Origin of the sequence: Bombella sp. ESL0378 (genome assembly GCF_009725845.1) — a bacterium.
Taxonomy (GTDB): domain Bacteria; phylum Pseudomonadota; class Alphaproteobacteria; order Acetobacterales; family Acetobacteraceae; genus Bombella; species Bombella pollinis.
Map to the genome: position 1 here is coordinate 237,557 of NZ_WNIF01000006.1, position 21,678 is coordinate 259,234.

At 52.7% G+C, this 21,678-nt stretch carries 17 protein-coding genes, 1 tRNA gene and 1 riboswitch; of the genes, 3 read left to right on the top strand and 15 right to left on the bottom strand.

Translation table 11 applies throughout. The features are described from left to right. Nucleotides 1-35: 35 nt before the first annotated feature. From GM556_RS04615 to GM556_RS04640, 6 genes are all read right to left on the bottom strand, one after another. On the bottom strand, nucleotides 36-1,247 hold the full coding sequence (locus GM556_RS04615) for an aminotransferase class V-fold PLP-dependent enzyme (RefSeq protein ID WP_155579402.1): 1,212 nt from the start codon (nucleotides 1,245-1,247) through the stop codon (nucleotides 36-38). After that, nucleotides 1,237-2,439 (bottom strand): Fe-S cluster assembly protein SufD, encoded by a 1,203-nt coding sequence (gene sufD, locus GM556_RS04620; RefSeq protein WP_370513587.1) that lies wholly within the window; start codon nucleotides 2,437-2,439, stop codon nucleotides 1,237-1,239. Before sufD ends, GM556_RS04615 begins: the two co-directional genes overlap by 11 nt. Continuing rightward, the gene (sufC, locus tag GM556_RS04625) at nucleotides 2,436-3,206 is read right to left on the bottom strand and encodes a Fe-S cluster assembly ATPase SufC (RefSeq protein WP_099027151.1); all 771 of its coding nucleotides are present in this window, start codon (nucleotides 3,204-3,206) and stop codon (nucleotides 2,436-2,438) included. The genes sufD and sufC overlap by 4 nt, the downstream gene beginning before the upstream one ends. A gap of 3 nt (nucleotides 3,207-3,209) precedes the next feature. Then, nucleotides 3,210-4,691: a Fe-S cluster assembly protein SufB gene (sufB, locus tag GM556_RS04630; protein WP_155573306.1), complete on the bottom strand. Its 1,482-nt coding sequence runs from the start codon at nucleotides 4,689-4,691 to the stop codon at nucleotides 3,210-3,212. Next, a complete protein-coding gene (locus GM556_RS04635) occupies nucleotides 4,666-5,160 on the bottom strand; it encodes an SUF system Fe-S cluster assembly regulator (protein ID WP_370513436.1) in 495 nt (164 codons plus the stop codon). Before GM556_RS04635 ends, sufB begins: the two co-directional genes overlap by 26 nt. A 113-nt stretch (nucleotides 5,161-5,273) precedes the next feature. Further along, nucleotides 5,274-6,530, bottom strand: a complete 1,257-nt coding sequence (locus GM556_RS04640; RefSeq protein WP_155579403.1) for a DUF445 domain-containing protein — start codon at nucleotides 6,528-6,530, stop codon at nucleotides 5,274-5,276. A gap of 213 nt (nucleotides 6,531-6,743) precedes the next feature. On the opposite strand from GM556_RS04640, the gene GM556_RS04645 reads away from it, so the two are divergent. Next, entirely contained in the window at nucleotides 6,744-9,536 is a 2,793-nt protein-coding gene (locus tag GM556_RS04645) for a phosphoenolpyruvate carboxylase (RefSeq protein ID WP_155579404.1), read from the top strand. Between the two features lie 66 nt (nucleotides 9,537-9,602). On the opposite strand, the gene GM556_RS04650 is transcribed toward GM556_RS04645, so the two are convergent. From GM556_RS04650 to GM556_RS04665, 4 genes are all read right to left on the bottom strand, one after another. After that, nucleotides 9,603-10,937 carry a voltage-gated chloride channel family protein gene (locus GM556_RS04650; protein ID WP_155579405.1) on the bottom strand — a complete coding sequence of 445 codons (1,335 nt, stop codon included), beginning with the start codon at nucleotides 10,935-10,937 and terminating at the stop codon, nucleotides 9,603-9,605. 46 nt (nucleotides 10,938-10,983) lie between these two features. Beyond that, nucleotides 10,984-11,066: riboswitch (Fluoride riboswitch) on the bottom strand. 103 nt (nucleotides 11,067-11,169) lie between these two features. Next, nucleotides 11,170-13,281: an elongation factor G gene (gene fusA, locus GM556_RS04655; RefSeq protein WP_266137457.1), complete on the bottom strand. Its 2,112-nt coding sequence runs from the start codon at nucleotides 13,279-13,281 to the stop codon at nucleotides 11,170-11,172. Between the two features lie 123 nt (nucleotides 13,282-13,404). After that, nucleotides 13,405-13,710, bottom strand: coding sequence for a 50S ribosomal protein L28 (gene rpmB / locus GM556_RS04660; RefSeq protein WP_099027157.1), 306 nt, complete (start codon nucleotides 13,708-13,710; stop codon nucleotides 13,405-13,407). A gap of 129 nt (nucleotides 13,711-13,839) precedes the next feature. After that, the gene (locus GM556_RS04665) at nucleotides 13,840-15,645 is read right to left on the bottom strand and encodes an ABC transporter ATP-binding protein (protein WP_155579406.1); all 1,806 of its coding nucleotides are present in this window, start codon (nucleotides 15,643-15,645) and stop codon (nucleotides 13,840-13,842) included. 170 nt (nucleotides 15,646-15,815) lie between these two features. On the opposite strand from GM556_RS04665, the gene GM556_RS04670 reads away from it, so the two are divergent. Then, nucleotides 15,816-16,667, top strand: a complete 852-nt coding sequence (locus GM556_RS04670) for an NUDIX domain-containing protein (protein WP_230873285.1) — start codon at nucleotides 15,816-15,818, stop codon at nucleotides 16,665-16,667. A gap of 50 nt (nucleotides 16,668-16,717) precedes the next feature. Then, complete coding sequence (locus GM556_RS04675; RefSeq protein WP_099027159.1) at nucleotides 16,718-17,860, top strand: AI-2E family transporter; 1,143 nt, start codon at nucleotides 16,718-16,720, stop codon at nucleotides 17,858-17,860. An 11-nt stretch (nucleotides 17,861-17,871) separates the two neighbouring features. Here GM556_RS04675 and GM556_RS04680 read toward each other — a convergent pair. From GM556_RS04680 to plsX, 5 genes are all read right to left on the bottom strand, one after another. Continuing rightward, nucleotides 17,872-17,948, bottom strand: a tRNA-Pro gene (locus GM556_RS04680). Nucleotides 17,949-18,022: 74 nt separating this feature from the next. Next, entirely contained in the window at nucleotides 18,023-19,123 is a 1,101-nt protein-coding gene (locus GM556_RS04685; RefSeq protein ID WP_155579407.1) for a MerR family transcriptional regulator, read from the bottom strand. Continuing rightward, nucleotides 19,120-19,431 carry an integration host factor subunit alpha gene (locus GM556_RS04690; RefSeq protein ID WP_155573313.1) on the bottom strand — a complete coding sequence of 104 codons (312 nt, stop codon included), beginning with the start codon at nucleotides 19,429-19,431 and terminating at the stop codon, nucleotides 19,120-19,122. Before GM556_RS04690 ends, GM556_RS04685 begins: the two co-directional genes overlap by 4 nt. 72 nt (nucleotides 19,432-19,503) lie before the next feature. After that, nucleotides 19,504-20,493 (bottom strand): beta-ketoacyl-ACP synthase III, encoded by a 990-nt coding sequence (locus GM556_RS04695; RefSeq protein WP_155573314.1) that lies wholly within the window; start codon nucleotides 20,491-20,493, stop codon nucleotides 19,504-19,506. An 8-nt stretch (nucleotides 20,494-20,501) separates the two neighbouring features. Further along, entirely contained in the window at nucleotides 20,502-21,605 is a 1,104-nt protein-coding gene (gene plsX / locus GM556_RS04700) for a phosphate acyltransferase PlsX (RefSeq protein ID WP_155579408.1), read from the bottom strand. Nucleotides 21,606-21,678: the final 73 nt, after the last annotated feature.

A 21,678-nucleotide genomic window follows, 5' to 3' on the forward strand; every position in this document is an offset into this window, starting at 1 on the left:
TCATCATCTGGTCATCTGCGCCTGTCATAACACCCTCACGCAAGTAAGCTACGCGTACGCTCAATCCCGTGTGCCAGAGCGTCTATATCATCACATGTTGTATAGATAGCAAAGCTAGCGCGTGCTGTCGCTTGCACGCCAAGCTCATGCATCAATGGTTCGGCACAATGTTGCCCCGCACGGATGGCAATGCCCTGTTGGTCCAGCAGTACAGCCAAATCATGCGGATGAGCCCCCTCCACTTGGAAAGAGAACACCCCCCCACGCTCTACAGGGCGGCCCATAATGCGAACACCCTCTAGCCCCTCAAGCCGCTCTTGCGCATAAGCCACCAACTCACGCTCATGCGCTTCTATCCGCTCAGCCCCTATGCCCTCAACAAAGCGAATAGCCGCCCCAAGGCCGAGCACCTCCAAAATAGCGGGCGTCCCAGCCTCAAACTTATGCGGCGCATCCGCCCATGTTGCTGCTTTAAAAGAGACAGAGCGAATCATATCCCCGCCCCCTAGGAAAGGCGGCATCTCCTCCAGCAAAGGCAGCTTACCCCACAAAATGCCAACACCAGTTGGGCCATATAATTTATGCCCCGTAAAGACAAAGAAATCCGCACCAAGAACCTGCACATCTACCTTGCGATGCACGATAGATTGGGAGCCATCCAAAATGATTTTTGCCCCATAATGATGGGCCAGCTCCACAAGCCGCTTGGCCGGTGTAATGGTCCCCAACACGTTGGACATATGCGTGACTGAGACAAGAGCCACACGACCATCACGCAGCAAATCCTCATAAGCGGTCAGGTCAATATCCCCCGCAGCATTAAGCGGTGCAACGCGCAGCTCAATACCCAACCGCTCTCGTAACATAAGCCACGGGACGATGTTCGCATGATGCTCCAAGGCGGAAATCAGCACCGCTTGACCAGGTTTTAGCTGATTGCCTAAGGAATGAGCCAAAAGGTTAAGGCCCTCTGTGCTATTCTTTGTAAAGACAATCTCACGCCGGTCCGCTGCATTAAGGAAGCGCGCTACATCATCACGCACGGCCTCATAAGCCTGCGTGGTCCGCTCGCTCATATCATAAAGGCCGCGATGAATATTCGCATAACAATGCCGCGCCGCATGCCCCATAGCCTCGATGACACATTCCGGCTTTTGGGCCGAGGCCGCACTATCTAAAAAGACAAGCGGGCGGCCATGTGCCGTCTCTGAAAGAATGGGGAATTGGGCGCGTACATCATCCAACATGGCCGGGTAATGCCTTTAGCAAATAATGACGGAGGCTCTCATGCTCTACGAGCTCTACCGTCTCTAGCAAGAAAGCCTGTACGAGCATATCACGCGCCTGCGCCTCTGGCACACCGCGCGAGCGTAGGTAAAAAAGCTGCTCCTCATCCAACGCCCCCACAGTCGCCCCGTGGCTGCATTTGACATCATCAGCATAAATCTCAAGCTCTGGCTTGCTGTTCATCTGCCCTTTTTCAGAGAGAAGCAGGGCCTGATTCATCTGATACCCGTCCGTCTTTTGGGCAATTTGGTCTACCAAAATCTTACCCTGAAAGACCCCTTGCCCTTGCTCGGAGAGGACTGTCCGCACCGTTTGGCGGGATGTGCAATCCGGTGCGGCATGATGAATCATAGAGGACAGGTCATTCAGCCGCTCTCCATCCACAAGCTGAATCGCATTCACATTCGTATTGCTAAACGGCCCATTAAGCTGGCTAACAACCTCTTGCCGCGCTAAGGCTCCCCCTTGATTAAGGGTAAAGCTATCATAATTGCCTCGCTCCTCAATCTTGGCCCCAGCAATCGCAAGGCGTGCTGCAAGGGGGCTCTCTTTTTGATGCGTGATATGGCTGAAATGAGCCTCCTCCGCACAATGAACATCCATTTGCGGGTTTGTCAGATACCGCCCAGTCCCCAGCTGAATATCCAGCAAAGTCAACTTTGCCCCTTTTGCTAAGGTAACACTATGGTGCAAATGGGTGGAGACATCCTCGCCCTCAGTAAGGCTGACCATAATCACCAAACCCGCATCCCGCCCAGCGGGAACCTTCAACCGCGCACCCGGCTGACGCAAAGCGGCATTCAATCCCGCTGAAAAGCGCCCTGTTAGCAAGCGCGGTACAGCGGCCCCATCACCATATTCTTGCACTTCCATACAAGCAGGTAGATGGGACAATGCAGGGCAGAATTGCCCATTGGCAAAAACCAAAATCCCATCATGCTGAGGGAGGTCTAGCTCTGCCACGCTCTGCTTAATGCGCGCCTCCCCCAACGCAGGAGCAGCCTGCCATGCCACCCCATTAAGCGACTGCAGCGGCGTATAATGCCATGCTTCCACTCGTCTTGTCGGCAGCCCCTCCGTACCGAGCAGGGCTGCACGCTCCCCAGCACGACCCGTTAGAGCCTGCCAAGCTGCTGCCTTATTCTCACTCACGCTGCGGCCTCAAGAAACTGTTTATAGCCTTGTTTTTCCAGCAATTTGGCCACCTCTGGCCCACCGCTATGGATGATACGCCCATGGGCCATCACATGCACACGGTCTGGCACGATGTAATCCAAAAGACGCTGATGATGAGTAATCACCAAAGAAGAGAAATCCGGCCCACGCAGGGAGTTAACCCCCTCTGCCACAATACGCAGCGCATCAATGTCCAAGCCGCTATCTGTCTCATCCAAAATGGCTAAGGAAGGCTTCAATAAGCGCATTTGCAGCACTTCATTACGCTTCTTCTCACCACCGGAGAAGCCGACATTCACGGCCCGTTTGAGCATCTCATCCGACATGGAGAGACGCTTTGTCTCTGCCCGTACGAGTTTGAGGAAGCTTACAGCATCCAACTCCTCCTCCCCGCGGGCCTTGCGCACGGCATTAACGGCGGTCCGCAAGAAGTTAGCGTTATTTACCCCCGGCAATTCCACCGGAGCTTGAAAGGCCAAAAACACACCAAGAGCAGCGCGTTCTTCTGGCTCTAAAGCTAATAAATCTTGCCCCTTAAACTGCGCTGAGCCTGCCGTAACTTCGTAATCCTCACGCCCTGCCAGAACATAAGAGAGTGTGGATTTACCAGAGCCATTCGGCCCCATAATGGCATGAACCTCCCCTTTGGGAATCTCCAAGCTTAGGCCCTTTAGAATCTCCTTTGGGGTGCCATCAGCATCAATCTGGGCTTTCAGCCCCTCAATTTTTAGAAACTCACTCATACCTTACCCCACGCTTCCTTCTAGGCTGATTTGAAGCAATTTCTGCGCTTCCACAGCGAATTCCATTGGCAGCTCTTTAAGCACTTCCCGGCAAAAACCATTGACGATAAGCCCCACAGCTTCCTCCTCGGAAAAACCACGGGAGCGACAATAAAAGAGCTGGTCCTCAGAGATTTTGGAGGTTGTGGCCTCATGCTCGACACGCGCACTCAGAGAGCGGCTCTCGATGTAAGGCACTGTATGCGCCCCGCATTGGTCGCCAATAAGCAAGCTATCGCATTGCGTAAAGTTCCGCCCATTGCGTGCCTTTGGCTGCATCCGCACCAAACCACGATACGTGCTATCGGACTTCCCTGCCGAGATTGTCTTTGCCACAATGGTGGAGCGTGTATCGGGGGCGAGATGGATCATCTTCGTACCCGTATCAGCTTGTTGATGACCATTTGTTACGGCAACGGAGTAAAACTCCCCCACTGAGCCTTTACCGGCAAGAATACAGGAAGGGTACTTCCATGTAATGGCAGAGCCTGTTTCTACCTGCGTCCACGAGATGCGGGCGCGATCGCCTTTACAAATCCCCCGCTTGGTTACGAAGTTATAGATACCGCCTTTGCCATCCTCATCACCGGGATACCAGTTTTGCACTGTGGAATATTTAATGGAGGCATCCTCCATCGCCACAAGCTCTACAACAGCAGCATGAAGCTGATTTTCATCACGCTGCGGGGCTGTACAGCCCTCCAGATAGGACACTGTGGCACGGTCCTCAGCGATGATTAAGGTCCGCTCAAACTGCCCAGTATTACGAGCATTAATGCGGAAGTAAGTGGATAGCTCCATCGGGCAACGTACCCCTTTAGGCACATAGACGAAAGAACCATCGGTAAAAACAGCTGAGTTTAACGCCGAGAAGAAATTATCCCCCACTGGCACAACCGTGCCGAGATACTTCTTCACCAAGTCTGGATGCTCAATAATCGCCTCAGAAATTGGGCAGAAAATCACTCCCGCTTCGGCCAATGTTTTACGGAAAGTCGTCGCAACAGAGACGCTATCAAACACCGCATCAACGGCAACGGGCGTTTTTTGCCCGGCCCCCTCAACACCAGCGAGCATCTCTTGCTCATGCAGGGGGATGCCGAGCTTCTCGTAAGTCTTCAGCAGTTCGGGATCCACCTCATCAAGGCTTTTAGGCCCCGGCTTCTTTTTAGGCTGAGCGAAATAATGGGCATCTTGATAATCAATGGGAGGGTGCTTCACCTTCGCCCAATTTGGCTCGCTCATCTCCTGCCAAGACCGAAACGCCTTTAACCGCCATTCCAACATCCATTGCGGTTCTTTCTTCCGTGCAGAAATGAGCCGGACGATGTCCTCATTCAGTCCCTTAGGGGCGAGGTCCATCTCCACATCTGTCTCAAAGCCCCATTCATAATTGGACTTTGCCAGTTTCTCTACAGCTTCACGAGTTTCCGACACAGCCGGCATGGCATCCTCCCTGTCCTTCAGCTACACGCATTGTCGCTCCCGCCGATGCGGCAGAGGACGGATCAAACTTGAGAGCGGGGTTGGCCATATCCGCAAGGCTAATACTCTCTAACGCCTGACGAACAGCCTGATTGACCATATCCCATTGACCAGAGAGACCACAGGTCTCCCCATGGGCACATTCCCGCCCATCACAACAGGCGGTAACACGAATGGGACCATCCACAACCGTAATGACCCGCGCTACAGAAATATCCTTTAGCTCATCAACTAACCGGTACCCCCCACGCGCACCACGAAAGGAAACCACAAGCCCACCAGCGGCAAGGCCTTTTAACAGCTTTGCCACGGTTGGCTCTGGCACGCCTGTCTCCTGCGCGAGAGCCGCCGCCGTGGCCAAAGTCCCACGCTCCCCTAATCTTACGAGGACAACAGTCGCATAGTCAGCCAATTTGGATAGTCTCAGCACGGTGAAAACCCACAACCTCTGTTACGATTCTTTATTTAAGACCTGCACGGTCCGTATTCAAGGAGGTGGCCTATATTTTCCCGGGGGTCAAGCTTTATCTTGGGTTTTTTAGGCTATGGTACAAGCCAAACCAACAAAGCTTCTAACAAAGCTCCTACCACAAAACCCACCACGGTGCCATTCACACGAATATAAGCGAGGTCACGCCCAATACCGGCCTCTAACCGTGCCGAAAGGCTCTCTGCACTCCATTCTCCCATCACGCGCTCTATCATCCCTGCGGCATAATGCTGCGTAGCAGGCAGAGCCTTTATTACTGCTTGCTGAACTGCTTGGTTCATCCGATTAGACAAAACCGTCCCATGCGTTAAGCTCTCAATAAATTGCTGATAAATCGTGCGTAATGCCTGCATGCTTAGCCCATCATCACGCGCGCTATCATCCTCGACCATCATCCGCAAACGCTGCCATAAGCTCCCACTCCATTCCTTGACACTTTCATGGGCAAAAAAGGCCGTAATGCTCTCCATCACATCATGCGCACTTTGTGGGTCGTCCTCTAACTCCTGAATCTTTGTGCGTACCCACCGGGTAAAGCCATGTCTTAAATCGGAATCCATGGGGTCCACACGTCCCAACTCGGCCCGTAATGCTGTAAGCACTTGTGTTGCAATAGATGTTCCCATAGCCCAGCCAATCAGCCGTCCACCTTGCTCCTTCACCCGTTTTTCTACAAAACCTCGTAAATCCTCCTCGCGCGTTGTAACAAACTCCTTCAACTGAGCGAGAAAGAAGGAGAACACCTCCTGATGTATCTCCTCATCCACTAACGCTTTAAAGCCTCTCAACACTAGAGCTGTGACATCTTCACGCTTTAAGAGTGTGGGAAATAACGTCACTAAAAACGAACTACCGCGCCCATCGCCAATACGCTCTAAAATCGCTGGGGTCAGGTTGCGTAAATATCTTAGGATTTGATTCTCGATCTCTGGCTTTTGCAAAAAGCGCGCTAACAAAACAGGGAGATCAACTTGCTCTAATAGGCGAATCACCTCCACTTTTGTGAGAAAATGCTCCACCATAAACCGCCCCAAAGCACTCCCAAGCTGTGCTTTGCGTTGCGGAAGGATAGCCGTATGCGGGATAGGCAGCCCTAGAGGATGGCGAAATAAGGCCGTCACGGCAAACCAATCAGCAACCCCACCAACCACACCAGCTTGGCTACCAGCTTGGAGCATGTCCAACCATAATGGTGTGCCATATAGATGTTGCCATAGGCTCAACCGGCTAATAATTGCCACGCCGGAGGCTCCTGCCAGCAACAATGTCGCACTCAGAGAGACCCGATTTTTCCGCTGTGGAACGGACATGATAACGGTCACCCCCTCCTAAAGCCTCGATAAAACCCACGCTTATTAAAACGGAGGGGCTTATCCTCGCTCCTTAAAGTAAGTACGCAACAGTTTTTATCAATGCTTGGCTCTCTAGCACGATTCCGCCTATACAGGAACAATCACGTTAGAAGGGGAAGTGAGCCTTCCCTACCTAATAACCACAAATGAACACAAGCGAGACTGTTCCTCATGCCAGATTGCGCCTCCCCAACTGACGCATCGCCTGCCGAACTGATTAAATCCTACGCGGCTACGCTTACACATAAGCCGCATGACCTCTCCAGCCTCATTATTACATTAGCGGAAAAAATAAGTGCTCCGGGAGAGAATGAGACAATCAAACAGGCGATCCGTCTATTACGGGACCGCAACTTCACAACACGCGCTGCCGCCCTGCGCCGTTATATCGGCTTAGAGCAAAACGGGGCGGAGGCATCCCCTACCGAACGGTTACGCCATGTAGCAGAGCAGCTTGTAGCCCATGCAAAAACGCCGGATGACCTCGCTATAACGGGTTTTTCTGCCGTTTTTACAGCCCATCCCACCTTTGCTTTAGCCAATGATGTGTACGACCTTCTCGCCCAATGTGCGGAGGACCCGACCCATCCTCTCCCCATCCTACCGACCCATCGCCGTGCTGCCCCTCCCACATTGGATGAGGAACAGGCCCTCGCCCTTGCCGCCATCACGCGCGGACGCGATGCATTGGATGTCCTCGCCCAAAACATCTTCCAAGCAGCACGTCAGCGTTGGCCAGAGGTCAAGAACCTAAATCCCGCCCCTATCAAACTCGCAAGCTGGGTAGGATTTGATACTGATGGACGTAATGATATTGGCTGGTGGGATACAATCCGCATCCGCCTCGGCCTTAAAATCGCCCAGCTAGAACGCCTCTTAGAGGGGCTGAAAAAGATTGGACTGCACGATTCCCCTCTCGGGGAGCGCGTTCTTGCGGCCCTTATGGCCACTATGCAGCAACGCGATGCCTGCCCACGCTCCATCCCGGGGAAAAGCTTAACGCCAGAAGAGATTGTTCAATTCTCACACAAGCTCATCTCATTGCGCGAGACGGCCTTGCTTCATGCGGAAGATTTGCTCCCGCTCTTCCAAGCAGAGCGTGCCAAGCTGGATGACGCAACGGCTCAAGAGCTTGATGTCATCCGGGCTGGCTTTCTCAATCACGGTCTTGGTATCTCCCATATCCATACCCGCCTCAATGCTGCGCAGATTTATAATGTCGCACGCACGCGTTTAGGGTTGACGGACGATCCAACACTCCCCTTCCATCGCCGGGCTTTACTCTCCCATATTGATGCCGCGATGGATAACCTCAAACCCCTCGCGATTGATTTCGGGGCCTTGTTGGTTGAACCAAGTGCCGCCTCGCGTTTGATGATGGTGATGGCGCAGATCCTCAAACATATTGATTCCGGCTCGCCCATTCGCTTCCTCATTGCAGAAACGGAGAGCGGCTATACGCTGCTTGCGACTTTGTGGTTAGCGCGCCTCTTTGGGATTCGGGATGAGCAAATCGAAATATCTCCCCTCTTTGAGACTGAAACAGCTCTCGAAAATGGGGCGGAGATTCTTGAGGAAGCCTTCCGCTCTCCCCATTGGCGGGCTTATCTCCGTGTTAATGGGCGGCTCTCGCTGCAATTTGGTTATTCCGATTCCGGCCGGTATGTCGGCCAGCTCGCAGCAGGGCCAATGGTCGAGCGGCTACGGTTACGCACCTTAGAGCTTATGAAAGAACACGGGCTGGATGACATCGCCCTCACTATGTTCGACACACATGGTGAGAGCATTGGCCGTGGGGCACATCCTTTCAGCCTTAAAGAGCGGTTGGATTATTTCTCCCCCGCTAATACCCGCCAAGCGTTAAAAAAGGCCGGTATCACCAGCCGGGTGGAAACGGCCTTCCAAGGGGGGGATGGGTATCTTCCCTTCGGCACGGCTAAGCTTGCTGCCTCTACCATCGCCACATTAGCGGAGTTTGTCGCCGCTCAACATGAGCCAATCGACCCTATTGCTTTAAAAGACCCCCTCTTTAGCAAGCCTGATTTTGCGATGGATTTCTTCTCCACCATCGCCCTAAAGATGGGGGATTTGGTGGATGACCCCGGCTATACAGCCCTCCTGAGTGCTTTTGGCCCCGCTTTGGTGGATAAAACAGGCTCCCGCCCTTCTGCTCGTCAATCCGATACAGCGCGGGTGACGCGTATTACGCACCCAAGCCAAATTCGCGCTATCCCTAATAACGCCATCCTCCAACAACTTGGCTGGTGGGCCAATGTGCTACATGGCCTTGGGGGCGCAGCACGACGTCATAGCGAGCAATTTGAGCAATTACGGCATAAATCTCCCCGTTTTCGCCAGCTTATGGATTTCGCAATCCAAGCTCTTAAACATTCGGACCTGGATGTCCTGCGTGCGACCATCCATCAGCTTGACCCCGGCACATGGCTCAACCGCGCAACAGAGTGCGATAATGCCGATGACCGTATGCACTTCCTCAGCATCGCGCGCGACTTGGAGGAGCTAGAGTTCTGGAAGAGTGTGCCCGCCCTTTTCCGCCGGATTCAACGGGAGGATATTGCTCTCCGTTCCGCCTGGCCAGAAACACCCCGCATGGAGGTTGAAGAAAAGCTCCTCCATGTCATCCGTTTCGCTTTGATGGAACGGATTTGGACATTAGGCACCCAGATCCCCTATTTCGGCCCACGTGGCGGCCTCACGCGTGAGGCCATCACCACCTTGATTCTCTGCCTCGATGTCCCACGGGCCTTGCGCCTCTTGGATGATCTTTTCCCCATCTCTGCCCCCAGCATTGCCGACCTCGACTTCGGTGAACCCGGCGGGGCGGGAGAAGCCCAAGGCTTTGCACGCGAACATCGGGAAATCTTCCAACCGCTGCAAGAGGCGTTTGACCTCCTTCGTGAGGTTGGCATCGCCATCATGCATGCAAACCATTGCTTTGGCTAACACGCTTATAATGGTCCCTTCCCTCTGAAAGGGACCATCAAGCAAAAAAGCAGAGCGCGCGAGCGGTTAGTCCTCCTCCCGCCACACACCGTTTCTGGCACGTTTTAACAAGATACCAGGTTGGAAATCAGCCCGCCAAATCTTGGGGATACCAACCCGTTGGGAGAGATAAATCCCCGTATGGCCGGAGCATAAATACGCAATAAAACAACCCGTTGCGTAATAAACGATGTTCGTACCCCCAAAAAGCTCGACCCCCATAATGGTACAAGCTAATGGGGCATTTACTGCGCCCCCAAAGACAGCCACCATGCCTACACCGGCTAGCAAATCCCCCGGCACACCTAAAAATGGTGCGAGGGCATTGCCTAACCCAGCCCCTATGAAGAAGAGCGGCGTAACCTCCCCTCCTTTATAGCCTGTTGCCAAAGCAATGACGGTAAAGAGCAGCTTTAATAACCAACTCCACGCATAATGTGTTGAGCCGAAGAAATTGACAATGGACGCCCCGCCAAGCTCCGGTGCTGTAACGCCCAAGCCCAAATAATCCCGCGTCCCTAAAAGCCAGACCAGTGCAATCGTTGCGACACCGCCAATAGCTGGCTGCAACCATGTTTGAGGACAAAGTTTTTTAATAAGCGGGGCAAGCCTATACACCCCCTCGGAGAACGCCTTACTCGCAAACCCAAAGGCTACCGCTGCAAGGGCCACCTTAACCCATAACAACGCATCCACATGGAAAGCAGGCTGACCTTGAGCTGCAAATCCTTTAAAACTAACGATGTAACTCGCATGATGAATCCCCCATTGATGGCATGTCCAATCCGCTATGATGGACGTTACTGCAACGGGCAAAAGTGCTGAATAATCCAACGCCCCAAGCGTGACGACCTCCAGCCCAAACACCGCCCCGGTAATTGGTGTGCCATAAACTGCCCCTAGGCCGGAGGCCATACCAGCCATGAGGAGGATACGCGTCTCTCTTTCATCAAGGCAGAAGAGTCGCGCAAAATTACTGGCAAGGCTTCCGCCCATCTGCACTGCTGTACCTTCCCGCCCGACAGATGCCCCGAATAAATGGCTCACCACCGTCCCAATGAACACAAGGGGAGCCATACGCAACGGCACGCCTTCACCGGGCTTGTTAAGCTCATCAAGAATGAGGTTATTGCCCCCGCCAGCACGGCCACCCCACCAATAATAGGATAACGCCACAGCAACACCCGCCAAAGGCAGCCCATATAGAATGTTCGGATGGGTAAAGCGATAATGCGTTACCCATTCCAACATCCACAGGAACAGAGCGCAGAAGCTCCCTACAAACAGGGCAAGCGGCACTAAAAGGCAGAACCAACGGCCCAAGCGCAGCATAAAGGCTATAATTTCTTTAAAAGATACCATATCAGACTCCTACACCATGCCCCTTATCCTTAATTCATAAGGGGATTCATTGGTAGGAATCATCAGCCTTTCCCTCGCGGGTGGCAGTTCGGCCTATCGGCCCGGTGGTAATCCATCACCGTATAACGAGGATAACATCATTCTTAGGGATAAGGTCAAGCCCAAAAAGAAAACCCTCCGCCAGATGACTGACAGAGGGCCTCCCCTAAGCAAGACTTACCTGCAAAGCGTCTTAGGTACGCTCTGCGATAATCTCATCCTGCACGTTGCGCGGCACAGCTTCATAATGATGGAACTGCATTGTAAAGGATGCACGGCCCTTTGTTGCAGAACGCAGATGAGAAATGTAACCGAACATTTCCTTCAACGGTACCTGAGAGCGAATCAGAACAGTAGAGCCAGAGGTCTCCTGATTCTGAATGATACCACGGCGGCGATTAAGATCACCCACAACGTCACCAACATGATCGTTCGGTGTGGTGATCTCCACATCCATGATAGGCTCCAGAATGACCGGGCCAGCCTTCTTCATCCCCTCACGGAAGCACGCCTTAGCGGCGATCTCAAAGGCCAGAGCGGAAGAGTCAACATCATGGTACTTACCGTCTTCCAGCGTGAACTGAAAGCCCACAGTCTCGAAGCCTGCTAGAACACCCGTGCTGGCCTGCATACGGATACCTTTTTCCACCGCAGGAATATATTCCTTCGGCACGGCACCACCGACAATCTTATTCTCGAAGAGAATCTCTTCTGCGCCCTTCTCTGTCAGCGGCTCGAAGGTGATCTTCACCTCAGCGAACTGACCAGACCCACCGGACTGCTTCTTATGCGTGTATGTCTCGGTGTGGGACTGTGTGATGGTCTCACGATAAGCCACCTGCGGAGCACCGATATTGGCATCCACGCCATATTCACGGCGCAGGCGGTCCACGATAATGTCCAGATGCAACTCACCCATACCGGAGAGGATGGTCTGGCCTGTCTCTTGGTCTGTACGCAGATGCAAGGACGGATCCTCAGCTGTCAGCTTTTGGAGAGCCAGCGTCATCTTCTCAACAGCGTCTTTGGTCTTCGGCTCGACAGAAATATCAATCACCGGAACCGGGAACTGCATACGCTCCAAAATGACAGGGTCAGCAGCATCAGCCAAAGTATCACCTGTTACAGTGTCCTTTAGCCCCACGAAGGCAGCAATATCACCAGCTCCAACAGACTTTACTTCCTGACGCTTATCAGCGTGCATTTGGAACATGCGGCCCACACGCTCCTTGGTGCCCTTGGTGGTGTTCAGCACGGTATCACCCGTATTCAACACACCACGATAGACACGCACGAAGGTCAATGTGCCGTATTTATCGGAGATAATCTTAAAGGCCAGACCAGCAAACTTACCCTCTGGGTCAACCGGGATGATCGGCAAGAAGCTCTCATCAACTTCCTTATCTTCCGGCGGAGCAATACGGATGCCCTCAACCTCATCAGGAGCAGGAAGGTAATCAATCACGGCATCAAGAAGAGGCTGCACACCCTTATTCTTAAAGGCAGTACCGCACAGGACAGGGCGGAACTCACCAGCGATTGTACCTTTTTTGATACAACGCTTCAGTGTGGCGACATCCACCTCACCTTTATCGAAATATTCTTCCATCGCAGCGGTATCGACACTCAAAGCTGTGTCGAGAAGGTTCTGGCGTGCTTCCTCAGCACGTTCCTTCATATCGGCTGGAATCTCTTCGTAATGGAACTTCGCCCCAAGCTCGCCACCTTCCCATACGATGGCGCGCATCTCCACGAGGTCCACAACACCGACCATATTCTCCTCAGAGCCAATCGGTAGCTGAAGGGGAATCGCCACGATGTCCAGCTTTTCCTTCAATGTGCTGAAAGCGTAGTCGAAGTCAGCCCCGGTGCGGTCCAGCTTATTGATAAAGATGATACGTGGCACGTTATAGCGGTCTGCCAAACGCCAATTGGTCTCAGATTGCGGCTGCACACCAGCCACACCCTCGATCACGAAAATCGCACCATCCAGCACGCGCAGGGAGCGGTTCACCTCGATGTTAAAATCGATATGGCCGGGAGTGTCGATGATGTTGATGCGGTGGTCATTCCACTCACACGTCACAGCAGCGGAGGTAATGGTAATACCGCGCTCACGCTCCTGCTCCATATAGTCAGTTGTGGTGTTCCCGTCATGCACTTCACCGATACGATGAGACATACCGGTGTAGTAGAGCATACGCTCTGTTGTGGTCGTCTTACCGGCATCAATATGTGCGGTAATACCGATGTTACGAATCTTTGAGAGAGCGGACTTCGCGCCCTGGACGCTATCGTCGGTCACGGGAAACCTCCAAAATCAAGGAAAGGTGCCTCGGCTTAATACCGGGGCACCCTCATAAGCCCTGTATGAATATCATAAATCGTCCTCCAGCAGAGCCACCCCAGAGGAACCATCAAACCCTTATCAGGCTGCGGACTGTGCCGTCTTACGCTCCTGAACGCGCAGGATACGCCGCTTAATCACCAGAGCTTCTGGCGTTAGCTTACGGTTTGGCGTGCCGAGCAGGAAGGAATCCAGCCCGCCATTATGCTCAACCGTGCGGATGCCCTTGGCAGAGAGGCGCATACGCACAGGGGCCCCAAGAATATCGGAAAGAAGGGTGGCCTCCTGCAGATTCGGCAGGAAACGACGGCGGGACTTGTTATTGGCGTGGCTGACGTTATTGCCCGTCAGTACCCCTTTGCCCGTGACATGGCAACGGCGAGACATAGAACTTCCTCGATACTGTGATACGCCAAGCAACGAGGCTCGGCGTGTTCCGTAAATAAGGCGGGCTTATGACTTACTAACGACGATACGTCAAGTCTTTCCTGCCTTTCTACCGACAGAAGCAGCCCGCTATCCCTCTACAACCGAATGAGCCTTAGTGAAACCCCCTCTTACCTGTAATCTCCACATTCCTGCATAAATACCCGCTTTTCTCAGCAATTCTTCATGCGTTCCCTCCTCCACCACACGCCCGGCCTCCATAACGAGAATATGGTCAGCCGTTTGAATCGTGGAGAGGCGATGGGCAATGACAAGTGTTGCCCGCCCTTGAGAGAGCTTCAATAATTCTTGCTGAATAGCATGCTCGGTGCGCGTATCTAACGCACTGGTGGCCTCATCCAACACAAGCAGGGGCGGATTGCGCAAAATCACACGAGCAATCGCAATGCGTTGCCGCTCCCCGCCGGAGAGGCGTATCCCACGTTCACCCACTATACTCTCTAGCCCATCAGGCAACTGCGCTAATAGGGGACCAAGCTGAGCGGCTTCTGCCACGCGTTGAATCTCATCCCTACTAGCCCCAATCCGCCCATAAGCAATGTTCTCAGCAATCGTGGCGTTAAAAAGGGATGTCTCCTGTGCAACCACACCGATGTGACCACGCACAACATCCACTGCAAGCTCTGGCAAGGGCACGCCATTCATGAATACAGTACCAGAAAGCGGGTCATAAAGGCGGCTCACCAATTTCGCTAACGTAGATTTACCAGAGCCACTCCGCCCCACAATCGCTACCCTCTGCCCCGCATGAAGCTTAAAACTCACATCCTTGAGACGCAGCTTATCAGCCTCATAGCCAAAGCAGACATGCCGCATTTCTATCCCCACACTACCTGATGGCCCTTTGGGCAATGGCGTAGGATGTGCAGGCGAGCGTATCTCTGGCTCTAAAGCAAGAAGCTCAAGATAGGATTCAATATCTACACGCGCATTACGCCAGCCAGCCCCAACATAATTTAAGGCCCCCACCGCGCTATAGACACTCCGCAAATAAGTGCCCATCAATACAAACTGCGCTACACCAAGACGATGCGCTAAAATATCCCTCACTGCCAGCCCCAATAAAGCCGCACTAGCAAAGGCGATTACGCAATTACGGATAGCTTGGGAGCCCCCAACAAGCCATTGCAAATGGCTCTCGGCACGATTTAACCCCCGCCATACGACTTTTTGCCGCTCACATTCATAGGCTATATTCCCAAAAGCACGCACAATATCGGCATTGAGCAGACTATCCACTATATGCCGATACACCATATTATTCGCCGCATTACGCGCCCGCCGCGCCCGCATACGCCAGCGTGTAAAAAGATACGATATTGCGCTATATAAAAGGAGCGTGCCGCACAGTAGAACGAGGTACTCCCCACTAAACACACGCAACACGACAAAAAAGGTTAGCCCCAATCCCAGCATATTCGGCAATAGATTGGAGAGGGCCATATCCACAATCATGCTTGCCGCGTCCGCCCCTCGGTCAATAATCCGCGTTAAGGCCCCTGTTTGCCGGCTTTGATGAAAGCGTGCGCTAAGATGATGGATATGCTCCACTCCCAACACGCTAATACGTTCTTTTAAGGTCGTCCTTACCGGCATCATCAACACGCTACGTGCTGGCCCTGCTACGGCCCCTAAGACACGCAGCACCGTATATTGTGCAAGCAAGGCTATCATGGCTGCCGCTACGACATCACGCCCTGAAAGCTGACCAACCATACGGCTAAAAAGCCATGGCGTGGCCACTGTTGTGCCACTTTCCACCACTAATAGAAGGCAGGACACACCAAAGCGCATCACCCAGCCATACAGCCTTGCTGGTCGCACCTTTTGCCATAAAACACGCAGGGATAAACGCTGTGTCGTGCTGGATGCCATGAGCCCCTATCCCTTTTAGCATTGGAATGAGCTGAATAAGAATGACAATTTTTTTACACAGATAGCCCTTTTCTGCCAGTGGTTCCCTGTTATGGCTGTTACAAGCACGCCTTCCTAAGCAGGCTATCTTTTACGCATCCGAGCCTCTATCGAGGCCTTGAGAGGGACTTATGCTATCCCCTGCCGCCGCACCATTCCTCCGCCATATAAAACGCTGCCACAATGTCACACTCCCCGCAGGGCGAATCCCACTTTTATATCAAGGCATGACAATAGGATTAGTGGACCCTAACGCCCTAGACTGGCTCACCAGTGGTCCATGTGCATCCTTGCTCCATGTGACCTCTAACGCCATTACCCTCCCCGCGGGGGAGCATCTGCGTGACATCAGCACCGCCCTCATCGCGCAAGAGCGTGTTGTACCGTTTAATGAATGGTTTGATGTACGCACACCAGAAGGCACCATCATCGGGCAAATTGACCGCGCTCTTATTCCTGTTTTTGGTGTGGAGGCCTCTGGCGTCCATATGAACGGCCTCGTACGTAAAACAGATGGTTTATATCTCTGGGTTGCCCATCGTAGCCCCCATAAACGCCTAGACCCCAGCAAGTTAGACCATCTTGTTGCTGGCGGTATGAGCAGTGGCCTTACACCTCTTGAGACCCTTGTTAAAGAAGCGGAAGAAGAAGCGGCTATCCCTGCTGACATTGCCCAACAAGCACATCATGCCAGCACACTCCATTATGCTATGACACGCCCAGAGGGCCTCCGGCGTGATAAGCTTTATTGCTATGACCTCACTTTACCTGAAACATTCATCCCTCATGCAAATGATGGTGAGGTCGAATCCTTTCATCTCACCCCTATTCAGGAGGTTTTTCAACGCGTGCGGGAAAGTGATGACTTTAAATTTAACGTCAATCTCGTTCTCTTAGACCTTTTCCTCCGCCTTAAGATGTTCGATAAGCAGGATAGTCTATTATTGACACGCGCTCTACACGGGCAGACTAAGCCCGCTTAGTTTCTCATTCCTTCATAGCCATAGAGCGTTGTAGTATTTTTTGGAACAACATGACCGAAACACCTCCTCCCCCCACACAAAAACCCTTCCCTAAAGAAGCACGCCAGTTGCGTCTGCCTGCGCCCTCCAAAACATTACAGCGGCGCGCACGCAGTTTTCTTGCGCTCTTCTTCATCATCGCTGCCCTTTGGACGCTAAGAAACATGCTGCCAGCCCTACTATGGGGCTGTATCTTTGCAATTGCGTTATGGCCTCTTTATAAACGGGCTACCAAACGCTTCGGGACCTCCATTTGGCTTCCCCTCTCATTCACCGCTATTCTAGCCTTGGTCTTTTTGGTACCGGTCTCCTTCATCAGCCTAAAAATCGCCGATGAGGTCAGCGGAGCTTTGTTGTGGGTCGATCAGATTCGTCATCAAGGCATCCCTACCCCAAATTGGGTGGACCGCCTTCCTATTGCCTCCGCGCAAGTGAAAGCCTTCTGGGCGCAACATCTCAATAACCCCGATACGTTAAACGAGCTTGTCCACTCCCTCAGAATGGGGCGCGGGGTTGCGTTTGGTAAACAATTTGGCTCTGAGATTCTCCATCGCGGTATCTTATTTGTCTTTTCTTTGCTTACGCTTTTCTTCCTTCTCAAAGATAGTGAGAGCATCATCCGCAAATGCCTCATCGGCTCACAGCGGCTTTTCGGCGCGCAAGGGGAAACATTAGCGCGGCAGATTATCTCCTCCATTCATGGCACTGTCTCCGGCCTTGTCCTTGTTGGGCTTGGTGAAGGGGCCATCATTGGAGTGTGTTACATCATAGCCGGAGCCCCACAGCCACTCATCTTCGGCCTCGCCACAGCCATTGCTGCCATGGTGCCACTACTGGGGTGGATTGCCGTAACGGGTGTATGCTTCCTCATCGCCTTTAAAGGTAGCATGCTCGCCGCTGTCATTGTGTGGCTTATTGGGGCGATTGTTCTCTTTATTGCCGACCACTTCATCCGCCCTATCTTAATCGGCGGTAGTACAAAAGTACCCTTCCTATGGGTTCTGCTTGGCATCCTTGGGGGGGCAGAAACATGGCATCTCATGGGCCTGTTCCTTGGCCCGGCCATTATGGCAGGCCTGCACATGCTCTGGAGCCTCTGGACCAGCAATAAAGGCCCGGGACTGCGTGTTGTGCGTTATCATAGGAGGAGATGAACCGCAGGAGATGGTCGGGCAGGCGGGATTCGAACCCACGACCCCCAGTCCCCCAGACTGATGCGCTACCAGACTGCGCTACTGCCCGTCGTCCTGCGGTGAGGAAGCTCTAGCAGCCTCGCGCCATTCCTGCAATGGGGCGAGGCTCTTTTTTAACTTTTTTTACTCTGTAATGAGCTGTTTCAACTGGTACAGCTCACCCTGTAACTCTTGTAGGAACTGCTGAATCCCTGCCTGTTTCTGCCCTACAGCGTGATGTTCTTCATCCCGGGCAGATAAGGCTTGCTGCAAAGAGGATCGCTCTGCCTTTAAGGTCGCATTAGCACTCTCTAGGGCTTGAACACGCTCTGTTAACCGTACCTGCTCCTGCCGCATCGCCTCCCCTTCCTTCAGAGAGCGTTTAAGCCGCACATTCTCATCTTCTAAAGTTTGCATGAGAAGGACAGACTGCTCAAACTTTTGAACCAACCTATGCCGCTCATTTTCTAACAACGTCTGTCGTTCTTCTCCCGCGCGAGTCTCAGCCTCATGGGTCGTTTGTCTTTTTTGCTCAGCATCGCGTAACGATTTACACTCTGCTCGACTGCGCGCAAGCTCCTCACGCAAAGCCACAAGGGCGGCAGTATGCTCACTCTCTTGCACCTGCATATGGGCTTTGTGCCCAGCTAACTCCCTCTTTAGCTGCTCTATCGTATCATGTAGGGCGGCGTTATCTTCCTCCAACGCACGCTTAGAAGCTTCATAGCTCTGACGCTCATACTCATCGCGACTCTGCGCGGCCTCTTGCTTTTGCCTTAGAAGCTCATTTTCATCCTCAAGTGTTTTGAGGGAGAGAGCAATCTGTCCAAACGCTTCCAACTGCTCCCCAAGCTGTTTATTTTCTTGCTCTAGCTGCTTCAATCTCTCTGTCAAAGAAGTCACATCATGACGTGATAAACCATGATTCTGAAACGAGTCTTCTTTGGAAAGTCGTTGCGATTCTGCAGGTTTTTCCGTCTTAATCACCCCATCTTGTCGCAAGCAAGAGATAATCTCGTGGCTTTTGGCCCCCTCTTGATAAAGCAGGCGCGCAATATGCCTTACAACTTCAACGGCATGAGCATCATAATAACTCTGCCCATCCTCACCTTGATGAGTCGCAAAAACGGGATATAAACTCTCCCACGAATGAAGACGATAAAGAGGCAGGCCTAGCTCCTCCGCCACACTCAAAGCTGAGCGTAACCTTTCCTGATGGAGGTGATGTGATGGCGTTGCTGTCATAACTGAACATCCTGCATCGGTGATGAGCTATTCACACTCTCTCGTAATAAGCGTGAAGGACGAAAGAAGGGCACACGCCGCGCAGAGATAACAGCTTCCTCCCCCGTTAGCGGGTTACGGCCTAACCGGGGGGCTTTATCCCGTACGGCGAATGTCCCAAACCCACTAATCTTCAGCGGCTCGCCTCGCTCAAGCGTTTGGACGAAAAGCTCGAACATTTCCTCCAAGAACAAGGTCGCCTGCTGACGCGAAAAACCCTGCTCCTCTTGAAGAAAATCTACCAAATCGGCGCGTGCAATGGTCTCCATAATGGATAAACCGTATCACGCGCTTCTCATTTAGCACACTGAAAAAAATGCAAAGCCGTTAATAACCGCATATCACATACGGATTAAGGCTGACCCCCATGTTAAACCACCGCCTAGAGCTTCCATCAAAACAAGATCACCTTGTTTGATGCGCCCATCGCGTACTGCCTCATCCAAAGCAAGTGGAATAGAGGCCGCAGAGGTGTTTGCATGGCGGTCTACCGTGACCACAACGCGCTCTGCAGGGAGATGAAGCTTCTTAGCCATCCCCTCAATGATTCGAAGATTAGCCTGATGTGGGACCATCCATTGGATGTCCGTCCCCTTTAAGCCGTTTGTCTCCAAAGCTTCATCCACCGCTGCTGCCAGATTTACCACGGCATGACGGAAAACCTCACGGCCTTGCATCTTCAAGGCAACCTTGCCAGACGCACAACCAACCGCACCATCCACATAAAGGAGGTCACCCAAATGGCCGTCCGCATGGAGATGAGTTGATAAAATACCCTCTCCCTCACCAGCACCTGACTCTAGCAGCACAGCCCCGGCACCATCGCCAAATAACACGCATGTGGAGCGATCTTCCCAGTCCAGCAGGCGTGAAAAAACCTCAACCCCGATGACCAAGACTCGCCCCACTTGGCCAGCACGAATCATAGAATCAGCTACCGATAGCGCATAAACAAAGCCCGAGCAGGCCGCACTAACATCAAAGCCAAAACCACGCTCCATCCCCAAAGCGGCCTGCACACGCACCGCAACAGAGGGAAAAACTTGGTCAGGTGTCGAAGTCGCTACGATAACAGCATCCACATCATCTGCTGTTTTGCCTGCGTAATCTAACGCATTCTGCGCTGCTTTATGAGCTAGAGAAACGGCTGTCTCGTCACCAGAAACGAGATAACGCTGACGAATACCTGTCCGTGTCCGAATCCATTCATCTGACGTATCAATCTGTGCAGCAAGCTCATCGTTACTTACAGCACGCTTGGGAAGAGCCGCCCCAACACCTGTTAACCGACTACCAGCTCTCTTATTCTCAGAGGAAGGATTCTGCGCCATGGGAGGTCTCACTCCTGCTCTTTTGCCTCTACGGGCTGGCCGAGCATCCCAAGCTGCTCCAACCGATGACGAATCTTATCATTGAGGGTGTTTTCAACAGCATCAATCGCGACATCCACAGCAGAAGCAAATCCCTCTGCATCTGCACCACCATGAGATTTTACAACAATCCCATTCAACCCGACAAACACCGCACCATTATATCGGCTAGGGTCAATCCACTCCCGCATGCGGCGCAAACCGGGGCGCACTAACATATAGCCAAGCTTCGTCAACCAATTCGTTTGGAAGACATGCCGCAGGAGACCTAGAGCCAGCTTTAAAGCCCCTTCCCCCGTTTTTAGCGCAACATTGCCCGTAAACCCATCGGTCACAACAACATCCGTTACGCCTGCGGTAATATCATGTCCCTCTACAAAACCATGAAAACTATCGGCCAACACACTATCACGCAGTCTTTCCGCTGCTTGCCTTAGCCGCTCATCACCTTTTAGATCTTCTGAACCAACATTGAGCAAGCCAATAGTCGGGGCTTTTAATGACAGAGTTGCTTGAGCGAAAGCCTCACCCATAATCGCAAACTCGACAAGGTTACGAGCATCACACACAATGTTCGCACCAAGGTCCAACATCACAACATCGCCACGCGCAGAGGGTTGAACTGCCGCCATAGCTGGGCGGGAAATACCCGGTAAAGCCTTAACGATAATCTTCGCTAAAGCGAGCATTGCCCCGCTATTACCAGCAGACACAACACCGCGCGCTTCCCCCGCGGCAACAGCTTCCATCGCAGCGCGCATAGAAGACCCACGCACACGCAGAGCCGCGGTGGGTTTCATGTCCATAGGGATGCTCTCTGGTGCATGGCGCACCGTGCAAGCAGCACTCAGCCGAGGATAATTTTTAAGTGATTGATTTAGAATCTCCTCATCACCGATGAGAAGAATCCGAATCTTCGGATGATGGATGAGTGCCGTCTCCAGCCCTGCTAGGACGATTTTGGGAGCGTTATCCCCCCCCATAGCATCAACAGCTAGGGTAAAAGGAACTGAAGCTTGCGCCATCTGTTTATCAGCCTCGCCCTCAGCTCTGACGACAGACGCCTCCGTCATGAGTGCAGCCCCCTGAAAGTTCTTCCATCTTCCCTGTTTGCACAAACGCAAGACAGGCGCAGCCCTAAGCCAT